Below are 12,964 nucleotides of genomic sequence, written 5' to 3' on the forward strand. Positions count from 1 at the left end.
CCGATCGGTCTATTCACAGCGAGCGATCGGATTCCACCGGGTATGGCCATCAATGAACTGATAAGCGCACAATCAAGGCAACAGAACGGGGTGGCGTCGGTGGGCATGGGACGCAGGACGCGGACGGGACGCGCCGCGACGACCGCGGCGCTGCTGGCCACGGCGATGGCGGTCTCGCTGGCGGCGGGCTGCACCGCGCCGGGCGACGGGCGGGACGACGGACGCGCGCCCGACCGGAGCTCCGAGGCGGCCACCCCGGCCTCGGTGCTCGCCGTGAAGATCGACAACGTCCGCCGGGCCAAGCCCCAGACCGGCCTCGACGCCGCGGACATCGTCTACGTCGAACCGGTCGAGGGCGGCCTGAGCCGCCTGATGGCGGTGTACGCGACGCAGCTGCCCGAGACCGTCGGCCCGGTGCGCAGCGCCCGGGAGTCCGACCTGGAACTGCTGCGCCAGTTCGAGAACCCGACGCTCGCCTTCTCCGGAGTCCAGCGCAAGCTGCTCCCGCTGATCGACAAGGCCCCGATCGACGCGCAGCCGCCGGGCCGGACCGACGGCGCCTACTACCGCGGCACCGACCGGCCCTCCCCGCACAACCTCTATCTGCGCCCGGCCCGGCTGATGCCCTCGCCGCCCGGCGCCGGCGCGCTGACCACCGGCTTCCGCTACGGCGCCGCCCCCGCCGGCGGCCGGGCGGACACCTCGGAGACGGTCCGCTACCCGGCCGCCGCCTTCACCTTCTCCTGGTCCGCGGACCAGGGACGCTGGCTGGTCTCGCAGGACGGCGCGCCGACCGTGCAGACGGACGGCAAGCGGGTGGCTCCGGCGACCGTGGTCGTGCAGTACGTCACGATCCGCACGTCCGGGTACCACGACTCCCTCGGCAACTACACGCCGTACACCGAGACGGTGGGCTCGGGGAAGGCGAAGGTGCTGCGCGACGGGCGGGCCTACGACGCCGACTGGAAGCGCGCGACGCCCGCGGACGGCACCGAGTTCACGGACCCGGACGGCAGCCCCGTGAACTTCGCCGAGGGCCAGGTGTGGGTGGTCTACGCGCGGGCGGCCTGAGGTCCGGGCGGCTCGGTCAGCGGGGAGCCACCAGGGGTTCCGCGGGGTTGCGGAGCCCTTCGGCCGCGTCCGCGACCCGCCGGATGAGGTCGAAGAAGACGGTCTGCTCGTCAGCCGAGAGCGGGGCGAGGAACACCTGGTTCATCCGGGCCGTGCGCACGGTGAGCTTGCGGTGGGTGCGCACCCCGTCGTCCGTCAGACGCAGCAGGAAGCGGCGGCCGTCCGCCGGGTCACGGACCTTGTCCAGCAGCCCGCGCCGGCCGAGCCGGCTGATGACCTCCGCGATGGTGGACCGGTCAAGACCCACCCGCTCCCCCACCGTCCGCTGGTCGAGCCCGGGTTCGGCCACGAGCGCGTTCAGGACGGCGAACTGCGGTGAGGTGATCTCCTCCGAGACCATCGTGTTCCACAGCAGGTAGTGCGCCTGCTGCAACCGCCGGGCCAGGTGCCCGGGGTGGCTGGTCAGATCCACCGCGGCCATGTGCGCTCCCGTCCTTGAATTCGTTGGTGCACGGAACGATACCCCTCTCGACACTCACCGTCTGCACCGATGACCTGCCGTTTACCCGAGGTCTTGACGCTTCGGCCGACCAGTGGCAGCGTGAAGGACACCTCGCTGAAATACTCAGTGCCCTGACTAATTCCAGACCGGGCGCTCGGACGAGATGGGGCTTCACGGATGGACAAGGTGGTCGCCACGGCCGTCGAGGCGGTGGCAGACGTGCCGGACGGCGCGTCGTTGGCGGTGGGCGGTTTCGGGCTGAGCGGTGTGCCCAACGTGCTCATCGAGGCGCTGTACGAGCAGGGCACCGGCGGGCTGTCGGTCGTGTCCAACAACTGCGGGGCGATGGAGTCCGGGCTCGCCGTCCTGCTCGCGGCCGGGCGGATCGCGCGGGTGACCGGCTCCTACATCGGCGCGAACAAGGAGTTCGCCCGCCAGTACCTCGCCGGTGAGCTGGAGGTGGAGATGATCCCCCAGGGCACCCTCGCCGAGCGGCTGCGCGCGGGCGGGGCCGGGATCCCCGCCTTCTACACCCCCGCCGGAGTGGGCACGCAGGTCGCCGACGGCGGACTGCCGTGGCGCTACGACGGCTCCGGCGGCGTCGCTCTCGCCTCCCCCGCGAAGGAGGTCCGCGAGTTCGACGGCACCGAGTACGTGCTGGAGCACGGGATCCGCACCGACTTCGCGCTGGTCCGGGCGGCGAAGGGCGACCGGCACGGGAACCTGGTGTTCAGCAAGTCCGCGCGGAACTTCAATCCGCTGGCCGCGATGGCCGGGCGGATCACGATCGCCGAGGTGGAGGAGCTGGTCGAGCCCGGCGAGATCGACCCGGACGCGGTCCATCTGCCGGGGATCTTCGTGCAGCGGGTCCTCGCCCTCACCGCCGAGCAGGCGGGCGACAAGAAGATCGAACGGCGCACGGTCTCCGCGCCCGCGGCACGAGGAACGGTGAGCGGCTGATGGCCTGGACACGCGAGGAGATGGCCGCGCGGGCGGCGCGCGAGCTGGCGGACGGCCAGTACGTCAATCTCGGCATCGGCCTGCCGACCCTGATCCCCAACTACCTGCCCGAGGGCGTGGAGGTGATCCTGGAGTCGGAGAACGGCATCCTGGGCACGGGCCCGTACCCCGCCGAGGACCAGGTGGACCCGGATCTGATCAACGCCGGGAAGGAGACCGTGACGGTCCTGCCGGGCGCCTCCTTCTTCGACTCGGCGCTGTCCTTCTCGATGATCAGGGGCGGCCACATCGACGTCGCCGTGCTCGGGGCGATGCAGGTCTCCGCGGGCGGCGATCTGGCGAACTGGGCCATCCCGGGCAAGCTGATCACCGGGATCGGCGGGGCCATGGACCTGGTGCACGGCGCCCGCACGGTGATCGTGGTGATGACGCACACCGCCAAGGACGGCTCCCCGAAGATCCTCAAGGAGTGCGTGCTGCCGCTCACCGGCAAGGCGTGTGTGAACCGGGTCATCACCGATCTCGGCGTGCTCGACGTGACGCCCGAGGGTCTGCTCCTCGTCGAGACGGCGCCCGGTGTGGACGTGGACGAGATCGTCGCGAAGACCGACGCAGAACTGACCGTTGCGGAGAATCTGCTGTGAACCCCGTTTACATCGTCGACGCGGTCCGTACCCCGATCGGCCGCTACAACGGCGCTCTCGCCGCCGTACGCCCGGACGACCTGGCCGCCCACGCCGTCCGGGAACTGATCGCCCGCACCCCGCGGCTGGATCCCGCCCGCATCGAGGACGTCTACTTCGGCAACGCCAACGGCGCCGGCGAGGAGAACCGCAACGTCGGCAGGATGGCGGCGCTGCTCGCCGGGCTGCCGACCTCGGTCCCCGGCGTGACCGTCAACCGCCTGTGCGCCTCGGGCCTGGAGGCGGTCGTCCAGGCGGCCCGCGCCATCGCCGCCGGGGACGCCTCCATCGCCGTGGCCGGCGGCGTGGAGTCCATGACCCGCGCCCCCTACGTCCTGCCCAAGAACGACAAGCCGTTCCCCGCCGCCCACACCGAGCTGTACTCGACCACGCTCGGCTGGCGCATGGTCAACCCGCGGATGGAACCGCAGTGGACGATCCCGCTCGGCGAGTCGGCGGAACTGATCGCCGACAAGCACAAGATCACCCGGGAGCAGCAGGACGAGTTCGCCCTGCACAGCCACCACAAGGCGGCCCGGGCCCAGGCCGAGGGGCTGTTCGACGCCGAACTCGCGCCGGTGCCGGTCCCGCAGCGCAAGGGCGACCCGGTCGTCGTCGGCGCCGACGAGAGCGTACGGCCGGACGCGTCGCCGGAGGCGATGGCGAAGCTGAAGCCGTCGTTCCGTCCGGACGGCGGCACGGTCACCGCGGGCAACGCGTCACCGCTGAACGACGGCGCCGCCGCGCTGCTGCTGGTCGACGAGGCGGGCCTGAAGGCCACCGGCCGCGAACCCCTCGCCCGGATCTCCGCCACCGGCGTCCACGCCCTCGACCCGCACTACTTCGGCCTCGCCCCCGTCGAAGCCGTCCACCGCGCCCTCACCAAGGCGGGCCGGATCTTCGGCGACCTGGACGTCCTCGAACTCAACGAGGCCTTCGCCGCCCAGGTCCTCGGCTGCCTCGCCGAATGGCCCGGCCTGGACCCGGCGATCCTCAACCCGCAGGGCGGCGCCATCGCCCTCGGCCACCCCCTCGGCGCCTCCGGCGCCCGTCTCGCCGGCACCGTCGCCCACCAGCTCGCCCGCAAGGGCTCCGGAGTCGGCGTCGCCACCCTGTGCATCGGCGTGGGCCAGGGCCTCGCCCTCGTCCTCGAACGCTGAGAACCCCCGAGGAAACCCCATGACTCTCACCCAGCACGACATCGACCGGGAGATCGCGGCCGAGCACGCCGCCTACGAGAAGCGGATCGCCGACGGCGCCCCCGTCGAGCACCACCCGCGGCGCGACTACGCGCCGTACCGCTCCTCCGTCCTGCGCCACCCCAAGCAGCCGCCGGTCGCGATCGACGTCAGCAAGGACCCGGAGCTGGTGGAGCTGGCCTCCCCCGCCTTCGGGGAGCGGGACATCACCGAGATCGACAACGACCTGACCCGGCAGCACGACGGCGAGCCGATCGGGGAACGCATCACCGTCTCCGGACGGCTCCTCGACCGCGACGGACGCCCGGTCCGCGGCCAGCTCGTCGAGATCTGGCAGGCCAACTCGGCCGGCCGCTACGCCCATCAGCGCGAGCAGCACGACGCCCCGCTGGACCCGAACTTCACCGGCGTCGGCCGCACCCTGACCGACGACAGCGGCTGCTACACCTTCACCACCATCCAGCCGGGCCCCTACCCCTGGCGTCAGCACCTCAACGCCTGGCGTCCGGCGCACATCCACTTCTCGGTCTTCGGCTCGGCGTTCACCCAGCGGCTGGTGACGCAGATGTACTTCCCCAGCGACCCACTGTTCCCCTACGACCCGATCATCCAGTCCGTCACCGACGACGCGGCCCGCCGGCGGCTGATCGCGACCTACGACCACAGCCTGTCGGTACCGGAGTTCTCCCTGGGCTACCACTGGGACATCGTCCTCGACGGCCCGCACGCCACCTGGATCGAAGAAGGGCGCTGAGCTGCCATGACGAAGATCGACACCAGTCGTCCCGAGACGGTCCTGCCCACCCCCTCGCACACCGTCGGGCCCTTCTACGGCCACGCCCTGCCCTTCCCCGGCGGCGGCGACATCGCCCCGGTCGGCCACCCGGACACGATCGCCCTCCAGGGATACGTCCGCGACGGCGCGGGCGATCCGCTGCCGGACGCGTTCCTGGAGCTCTGGGGTCCCGACCCGGACGGCCGGGTGCCGCGGGTCGACGGCTCCATGCGGCGCGACCCGGCGAGCGGCGGCTTCCTGGGCCGCAACGGCGTCGAGTTCACCGGCTGGGGACGCGTGCAGACCGACGCCAACGGCCACTGGTCCGCGCGGACACTGCGGCCCGGCGCGCGCGGGCGGAACATGCCGTACCTCAGCGTCTGCCTGTTCGCGCGCGGACTCCTCGTGCACCTGTACACGCGGATCTACCTGCCGGGCGACGACGCGGCACTGGCCGCGGACCCCCTGCTGTCCCGGGTGGATCCGGAGCGGCGCGCCACGCTGATCGCCGCCGAGGGACCGCACGGCACCTACCGTTTCGACATCCGCCTTCAGGGCGAGGGCGAAACGGTCTTCCTGGAGTTCCAGTGAGTTCTGCCGACGACGACGCGCTGCTCGGTCCCGGGTGGGCGGACTCCGCCGCCGCGTCCGCGACCGGTGACACCGCCTACCTCCAGGCGCTGCTCGACGCCGAGGCCGCGCTGGCCCGCGCCCAGGGCCCGGCCGAGGCGGGCGAGGCGGTGACCGGGGCGGCCGACGCCGCACGGTTCGACGTGGCGTCGATCGCCCGGCGCGCCCGCGCCGCCGGCAACCCGGTCATCCCGCTCGTCGCCGATCTGACGAAGGCGGTGGGCGAGGAGTACGGGCCTTGCGTCCACCGGGGCGCGACCAGCCAGGACATCATGGACACCGCGACCATGCTGGTCGCCCACCGCGCCCTGCAGCCGCTCCTCGCCGACCTGGCGCGCACCGAGTCGGCGCTGGCGCGGCTGGCCGCCGAGCACCGGGACACCGCGCTGCCCGGCCGCACCCTCACCCAGCACGCCGTACCGACGACGTTCGGGCTGAAGGCGGCGGGCTGGCGTTCGCTGGTGCTGGACGCGCGGGACCGGGTGACCGCCGTACGGGACTCTCTGCCCGTCCAGCTCGGCGGCGCCGCCGGGACCTTGGCGGCCTTCACGGCGTACGGCACCGAGGACGCGACCGCGCTGGTGGCGGCCTACGCGCGGGAGACCGGGCTCGCGGCGCCGGTCCTGCCCTGGCACACCCTGCGCACGCCGGTCGCCGACCTGGCCGGCTGTCTGGCGTTCACGGCCGGGGCGCTGGGCAAGATCGCGGCGGATGTGCTGACGCTGTCCCGTACCGAGATCGCGGAGCTCGCCGAGGGCAGCGGCGGCGGTTCGTCGGCCATGCCGCACAAGGCGAACCCCGTACGGTCCACGCTGATCGCGGCCGCGGCCCGGCGGGCGCCCCAGCTCGCGGCCACGCTGTACGGGTCGCTGGCCGCCGAGGACGAGCGGCCGGCCGGTGCCTGGCACGCCGAGTGGGAGCCGCTGCGCGAGCTGCTCCGGCTGGCGGGCGGCGCCGCCCGGGACGCCTCCGAGCTCACCCGGGGGCTGCGGGTCCACACGGACGCGATGCGCGCCCACCTGGATCTCACCCACGGCCTGATCGTCTCGGAGCGGCTGTCCGCCGAACTCGCCCCGCTGCTCGGCCGCACCCGCGCCAAGGAACTGCTCACGGAGCTGGCCCGGCGCACCCACACCGAGGGCCGGAGCCTCGCCGAACTCCTCGCCGCTGAGCCGGAGTTGCAGGGCATCGACCTGGACGACCTCACTGACCCCGTCCGCTACACCGGCAGCGCCGCTGCCCTCACCGACCGCGCTCTGGAGCGACGTTGACCGACCTTCTCCTCAACCACCGCGCCGAGGGCCCCGCTTCCGCTCCCCCGCTGCTGCTCGGCCCGTCGCTGGGCACCTCGTACGCCCTGTGGGACGCGGTCGCGCCCGAGCTGTCCGTCCGGCACCGGGTGGTCCGCTGGGACCTGCCCGGGCACGGTGGCTCGGCGGCCGGGCTGATCCGGGCGGGGGCCACCGTCGGCGACCTCGCCGACCTGGTGCTGCGCCTGGCCGACTCGCTCGGCGTCGAGCGGTTCGCCTACGCCGGGGTCTCGCTCGGCGGCGCCGTGGGGCTGCATCTGGCCGTGCACCGGCCCGAGCGGGTGTCGTCGCTCGCCGTGATCTGTTCCTCGGCCCACTTCAACGGGGCGAAGCCGTGGCAGGAGCGGGCCTCCCGGGTGCGCGCGCAGGGGCTCGCCGAGCTGGCCGGGGCGGCCGACTCCCGCTGGTTCACGCCCGGGTTCACCGTGCCGCGGCTCGTCCAGGACCACCGCGACGCCGACCCGGAGGCGTACGCCGCCTGCTGTGACGCCCTGGCCGCCTTCGACCTGCGCGACCGGCTCGCGGAGATCGCCGCGCCGACCCTGCTGATCGCCGGCCGGGAGGATCCGGCGACCCCGCCGGCCCATCTGCGGGAGATCGCCGACGCGGTGCCCGGGGCCGCGCTCGTGGAGCTCCCCGGTGCCTCCCATCTGGCGCCCGCGCAGTGCCCGGAGGCCGTCCTGACGGCGCTGCGCGCCCACTTCGACGGAAGTGCCCCGCGCGGCATGGAGGTGCGCCGGGAGGTGCTCGGCGACGCGCACGTGGACCGGGCCCAGGCCCGGCAGACCCCCTTCACCGCGCGCTTCCAGGACTTCATCTCCCGCTACGCGTGGGGCGAGATCTGGACCGACCCCACGCTCAGCCGCCGCGAGCGCAGCATGATCACCCTGACGGCGCTGGTCGCCCACGGCCACTACGACGAACTGGCGATGCACGTCCGGGCGGCCCGGCGCAACGGCCTGACCCCGGAGGAGATCGGCGCGGTGCTGCTCCAGACGGCCGTCTACTGCGGCGTACCGGCGGCGAACTCGGCGTTCGCGGCGGCGCAGCGCGTGCTCGCGGAGGAGGACGCGGGGTGACCCCCGCCCCGACCGGTCAGGCGACGGGTCCCGGCTAGGCCGGCCCGGTTCCCTTCGCCAGCGCCTCCTCCGCCTTCGTCACCAGGCCGTCGGCGCCGCACAGCCGGGCCAGGGTCAGGCCCCGGTTGAGTTCGGCGGTGGAGCGGGCCGCGATGCCGTACTCGATGCGGGCGGCGGCGTGCTCGTACTGGCAGGGCGAGGCCTCCAGGAAGGTCACCGCCTGCGCGGCGAGCCGTACCGCGCGCTGGCCGGTCTCCAGGGCGGCGGCGCAGCGCAGGGCCTCCCCGATGGCGGTGTCGGTGCCGAAGCGTTCGGCGTGCCGGCGCGCGTCGGAGGCGAGCCGGGCGGCCCGCGCCGGGTCCTCGGTGGCGAGGGCACGGGCGAGGTCGACGGCCCAGGGCACGAGCACGGGATTGTGGTGGCCGCGGGCGGCCGCCGCCTTCTCGGCCTGCTCCAGTTCGTTGATGCCGTCCTTGGTCCGGCCGACGGCCAGCAGCAGCCGGCCGCGCACCGAGCGCGGGTCGGGCAGCACGATGGTGGACGGGTACGGCGGTGCGAAGCCGTACTGCTCGGCGACCTCCCAGGCCTCCTGGGCGTGGCCGCGGGCGAGCAGGGTGTCGACCAGGTTGCAGGTGGCCGACCAGTACAGCGGCAGCCCGCGGCCGACGCGCTCGGCCAGCCGCAGCGATTCGCGCAGCGACTTCTCCGCCTCGCGCAGCCGTCCCCGCCTGCGGTGTCCCACCCCGACGTAGGCGTGCGCCAGGGCGAGGTGGCCGCCGCTCCAGCCGGCCGACTCGTAGGCGCGCAGGGCCTCGGTGTAGAGGGCTTCGGCGCGGTCGAGCCGGTCGGCGAAGGCGTACGCGCTGGCGAGCATCATCAGCAGCTCGATGCCCCACTCCGGGTCGGTCCAGCCGAGCCCGGGCGCCAGGCGGCCGTTGACGAGGGCGCGGTCGCACAGCTCGACGACCTCCTCGGCGTTCTCGCCGTGCGCCATGGCGTCGAAGCCGCGCAGGATGAGCACGGCGCGCTCGGAGTTGTCCCGGCCGGAGCAGGTGCGGGCGAGTTCGGCGAGCCGCTCGGACCTCCCGGGCGAGCTGGCCTCGCCCGCGTGGATGCCCTCCCACATGTACTGCACGGCCTGCAACCGGAGCTTGGCGGGCCCGGATTCGTGCCGGGCGGCCTCCGCCTCGACGGTGCGGACGGCCTCCTCGATCTGGTTGTTGTGCAGGAACGCCTGGGAGAGCCGGTAGACGGCGTCCACGCGCGCGGGGCCGTCGAGTCCGGGCATGGCGAGCGCGCTGCGCAGGTGGTTGATGGTGGTGGCCGGTGCGGTCAGCAGGGCGGCGCAGCCCAGTTCGTACAGGACGTGCGGATGGACCTCGGGCCGGGGCGGTTCGCGCAGGGCGCGTTCCAGACAGCGGCGGGCGGCGTCCGGGGCGCCGACGGCGAGGTGTTCGGCGGCGGCCTCGCGCAACTGCCCGACCAGTTCGGCGTCGTCGTCCGGGTGAACCTCCAGCAGATGGCGGGAGGCGGCCGCGGCGCCGCGCCCGGAGTCGGTGACGACGCGGGCGGCGATGCCGTGCATGGCGGTGCACAGGGCGGGCGGGATGGAGTTGTAGACGGCGGTGGCGATCAGCGGGTGGACGAACTCCAGCTCGCCCTCCTCCACCGCGCCCGACGCCGGGTCGGGGGTGGTGAGGATGCGGGCGTTGAGCAGGAGGTCGGCGCAGCGGACGGCGTCCTCACGGCTCATGGTGGCGAGTTCGGCGACCTGGTCGACGGTGATGCCGGCGCCGAGGATCGCGGCCGCCCAGGCGAACCGGGTGGCCTCGATGCCGAGTCCCTCCAGGCGGGCGACGAGTCCGCCGCCGCGGGCCGAGCGGTTCAGGGCGCGCAGTTCGGCCGCGGAGGACTCGACCGGCTCCATCTCGCTGTCCTGCACCTTGGCGAGGAGTTCGACGGTCTCGTAGGGGTTTCCGGCGGTGACCGCCCAGACCTCGCGGCAGAACGCGGCGTCGGCGTGCCCGCCCAGGGTGGCCCGGGTCAGGCCCGCGGTGGCGTCCGGGGTCAGCGCGCTCAGGTTGGTGACGGGGCTCCCGGCGGCTGCGGCCACCGCCTCCAGGTGCCGGGCACTCTCGCCCCGGACGTCCCCGGGCCTGCGCGCCACCACCACGAGCACGGACAGGTCGTCGAGACGCTCGGCGAACGCGGCGAGCCAGCGCAGCGTCTCCTGGTCGGCCCAGTGCGCGTCGTCGATGAGCAGCACCAGCGGCCAGTCGCGCCGCGCGAGTCGCCGTACGGCCGCGACCAGACCGTCGCACACGCCCTGCGGGTCGGGCCGCCGCTCGCCGGGTTCCGCTATGCCGAGGGCGGGGCCCGCGATGTCGTACCAGTCTCCGAGGTACTCGCGGGCCTCCTCCGGCAGCAGCGACACCAGGGCCGGCTGGAGCAACTGCCGTACGACGTTGAAGGGGACGGACCTGAGGGTCTCGCCGCCGCGGGCCGACCAGACCTGGCAGCCGCGGGCCTCGGCGATGCGCCGGGTCTCGGCCAGCAGGGCGGTCTTGCCGAAGCCCGCCTCGCCGCGGATCACCAACAGGCTGCCCGCGGAGGAGCGGTCGGCGCACAGGGTGTCCACCGCCCTGACGACGGCGGCGACTTCGGCCTCGCGCTCCCACAGGAAGGCCGACGCGGCCACCGGGGGCCGTCCCTCCGTCATCCCGCTACCTCCCCAAGTCGCCCGAACGACGTACAGCACTTGAGCGTAGTCCTCCGGCCGTCCGCTTGGTGGGCGGTCCGGGCAGCTGTTGCCGTCACGGGTGACGGACCGTTCGGGAGGATGACGGGAAGGACTCGGCGGGGGCGGTCCGGATCCCTCTCATCCGGCTTTCACCGTCGCCTCATACGGTGGGGGCATGACGCAGGTGACTCCTCCCGGGTGGTATCCCGACCCAGGGCAGACAAGTGACGGTCCCGCCACCGAGCGCTGGTGGGACGGCAGGGCATGGACGGACCAGACCCGCCCCGTGGGCTCGGCCGCCGTATGGGGTCCGCCGGCCGCCGGAGCACATCCGGCCCATCCGGCTTATCCGACCTATCCGGCTTATCCCGCGCCGCCGCCCGGCCGGCGGCGCGGGGTGCGGACGGGCATAGCCGTGGCGGTGGCCGCCGCGGTCCTCGCGGCCATCGGCGTGGGCGTGTACGCCCTGGCCGGCGACGGGGGCTCGGACGGCTCCACCGCCACCTCCTCGCCGAGTCCGGGCGGTCCGGGCGGCCCCGGCGGCCAGGACGACCCCTTCGGCGACTCCGGCGGCCCCGAGGGGCAGTCCCCCTCCCCGTCGCCCGAGGGGTCCGAGGCGCCGCGCATCGAGAGCGGTTCGGTGACCGACCCGATCAGCGGCATCAGCCTGCCGGTGCCGGACGGCTGGTACGGCCAGGAGATCACCGTGGGCGCCTCGGTGACCTCGGAGGAGTCGTACAAGTGCCCCGGCGACACCTCCCAGAGCTGCACCAAGGGCGGCGCCTACTCGGCCCCGGCGGAGGCGCTCGGCACCAAGGGCGGCACCGCCGAGGCGGTCGCGAAGGCGGACATCGAGGAGAACGCCGAGCAGTCCTACGGCGAGGGCTACGGCGGGATCACCTCGCACGAGGTGCTGGCCTCCGAGGCGGTGACGGTGGCCGGGCAGAAGGGCTACCGGGTGCGCTGGAAGGCGGTCACCAGCAAGGGCGCCGACGGCTATGTCGAGTCGCTTGCCTTCCCCTCCCCCGCCGACTCCGGGCGGATCGTGGTGGTCCGCTTCGGGATCGACGTCGGTGAGAAGCAGTCCGTGATCGACGAGATGACCAAGGGCATCGAGGTGGCGTCCGGCACCGGCAACGGCCAGGACGTCTGAGGCGCCGGTACGACGAACGGCCGGGTGGGGCACCTCTCCGCTCAAGAGGGACCCCACCCGGCCGGGGGGTGCGCGCCGCCCCCGTCCCCACGGTGCGGCGCGTCCAGGCCGCCGTCCAGTCATCCCGTGGACGGCGGCCTGAGCTCTATTTCAGGCCCAGCGCGGGCAGTACGGCGGCCTCCACGAACCTCAGCAGATAGTCGGGGTCGGCGAACTCGCCCTCCAGCACCGGCCGGGCGCGCAGCACGCCGAAGATCTGCGGGGCGACGTACGGCAGCGCGGGATGGTCGGCGGCGACCTCGCCGCGCTCGACGCCGCGCTGGAGGATCCTGCCGAGCGCGGCGAGCTCGGGTTCGATGAGCGTCTCGCGCAGCGCCTGCTGGAGCTCGCGGTCCTGGGTGACCGCGTGGCCGAAGGCCTGGAGCAGGACGCTGGTGTCGCCGGAGCAGTCGCCCACCGCCCGTCCCGCCTCGCGCAGATCGCCCGCGAGCGTCCCGGTGTCGATGCCGGCGAACCGCGGGGAGCGGCTGGCCCGCAGGGCCGCCGCGACGAACTGGGGCTTGGTCTTCCACTGCCGGTAGAGCGTGGACTTGCTGCACCGGGTGCTCGCGGCCACGCCCTCCATGGTGACGGCCTCGTAGCCGCACGCACGGATCTGGTCGAGGACGGCGTCGAAGAACTCCTTCTCACGCTCGGGCGTGATCTTGGAGCGGCGCGAGGCGGTGACCGTGTCCGGTCCGTCCGCGGCCTGCGACGTCATCGGCTCTTCTCCTCGCTCGAGTGCTTCCAGTGTGTCCGATGTCTATCGGTACGCCAGTGTACCGGTACCCGCTCGTATCGGTACACTGGCGTATCGGTACAG

Annotated in this window: 12 protein-coding genes; 9 read left to right on the forward strand and 3 right to left on the reverse strand. The window is 73.5% G+C overall.

The window, feature by feature from the left end:
* The first annotated feature begins 105 nt into the window (after positions 1–105).
* Complete coding sequence (locus tag ACWD1Z_RS05355; protein WP_451115719.1) at positions 106–1,071, forward strand: DUF3048 domain-containing protein; 966 nt, start codon at positions 106–108, stop codon at positions 1,069–1,071.
* Positions 1,072–1,087: 16 nt separating this feature from the next.
* Here the strand turns inward: ACWD1Z_RS05355 and ACWD1Z_RS05360 are convergent, their stop codons facing one another.
* Complete coding sequence (locus ACWD1Z_RS05360) at positions 1,088–1,552, reverse strand: MarR family winged helix-turn-helix transcriptional regulator (protein ID WP_451115721.1); 465 nt, start codon at positions 1,550–1,552, stop codon at positions 1,088–1,090.
* Positions 1,553–1,750: 198 nt separating this feature from the next.
* On the opposite strand from ACWD1Z_RS05360, the gene ACWD1Z_RS05365 reads away from it, so the two are divergent.
* Genes ACWD1Z_RS05365 through pcaDC form a run of 7 tightly spaced genes read left to right on the forward strand, consistent with a single transcriptional unit; the run spans position 1,751 to position 8,209 of the window.
* Positions 1,751–2,533 carry a CoA transferase subunit A gene (locus ACWD1Z_RS05365; protein ID WP_451115723.1) on the forward strand — a complete coding sequence of 261 codons (783 nt, stop codon included), beginning with the start codon at positions 1,751–1,753 and terminating at the stop codon, positions 2,531–2,533.
* Complete coding sequence (locus ACWD1Z_RS05370; RefSeq protein ID WP_451115725.1) at positions 2,533–3,177, forward strand: CoA transferase subunit B; 645 nt, start codon at positions 2,533–2,535, stop codon at positions 3,175–3,177. Before ACWD1Z_RS05365 ends, ACWD1Z_RS05370 begins: the two co-directional genes overlap by 1 nt.
* Positions 3,174–4,376: a thiolase family protein gene (locus ACWD1Z_RS05375; protein ID WP_451115727.1), complete on the forward strand. Its 1,203-nt coding sequence runs from the start codon at positions 3,174–3,176 to the stop codon at positions 4,374–4,376. Before ACWD1Z_RS05370 ends, ACWD1Z_RS05375 begins: the two co-directional genes overlap by 4 nt.
* Positions 4,377–4,395: 19 nt before the next feature.
* The gene (pcaH, locus tag ACWD1Z_RS05380; protein WP_451115728.1) at positions 4,396–5,169 is read left to right on the forward strand and encodes a protocatechuate 3,4-dioxygenase subunit beta; all 774 of its coding nucleotides are present in this window, start codon (positions 4,396–4,398) and stop codon (positions 5,167–5,169) included.
* Between the two features lie 6 nt (positions 5,170–5,175).
* Positions 5,176–5,781, forward strand: coding sequence for a protocatechuate 3,4-dioxygenase subunit alpha (gene pcaG, locus ACWD1Z_RS05385; RefSeq protein WP_451115730.1), 606 nt, complete (start codon positions 5,176–5,178; stop codon positions 5,779–5,781).
* Entirely contained in the window at positions 5,778–7,091 is a 1,314-nt protein-coding gene (pcaB, locus tag ACWD1Z_RS05390) for a 3-carboxy-cis,cis-muconate cycloisomerase (protein WP_451115732.1), read from the forward strand. The genes pcaG and pcaB overlap by 4 nt, the downstream gene beginning before the upstream one ends.
* Positions 7,088–8,209: a bifunctional 3-oxoadipate enol-lactonase/4-carboxymuconolactone decarboxylase PcaDC gene (gene pcaDC / locus ACWD1Z_RS05395; RefSeq protein WP_451115733.1), complete on the forward strand. Its 1,122-nt coding sequence runs from the start codon at positions 7,088–7,090 to the stop codon at positions 8,207–8,209. The genes pcaB and pcaDC overlap by 4 nt, the downstream gene beginning before the upstream one ends.
* A gap of 34 nt (positions 8,210–8,243) precedes the next feature.
* On the opposite strand, the gene ACWD1Z_RS05400 is transcribed toward pcaDC, so the two are convergent.
* The gene (locus ACWD1Z_RS05400) at positions 8,244–10,928 is read right to left on the reverse strand and encodes an ATP-binding protein (protein ID WP_451115735.1); all 2,685 of its coding nucleotides are present in this window, start codon (positions 10,926–10,928) and stop codon (positions 8,244–8,246) included.
* Positions 10,929–11,124: 196 nt separating this feature from the next.
* Here ACWD1Z_RS05400 and ACWD1Z_RS05405 point away from each other — a divergent pair, with 196 nt between their 5' ends.
* A complete protein-coding gene (locus ACWD1Z_RS05405) occupies positions 11,125–12,102 on the forward strand; it encodes a DUF2510 domain-containing protein (RefSeq protein WP_451115737.1) in 978 nt (325 codons plus the stop codon).
* 145 nt (positions 12,103–12,247) lie between these two features.
* Here ACWD1Z_RS05405 and ACWD1Z_RS05410 read toward each other — a convergent pair whose 3' ends face one another.
* On the reverse strand, positions 12,248–12,862 hold the full coding sequence (locus ACWD1Z_RS05410) for a TetR/AcrR family transcriptional regulator C-terminal ligand-binding domain-containing protein (RefSeq protein WP_451115738.1): 615 nt from the start codon (positions 12,860–12,862) through the stop codon (positions 12,248–12,250).
* Positions 12,863–12,964: the final 102 nt, after the last annotated feature.

It is taken from the genome of Streptomyces sp. NPDC002784, from assembly GCF_053592135.1.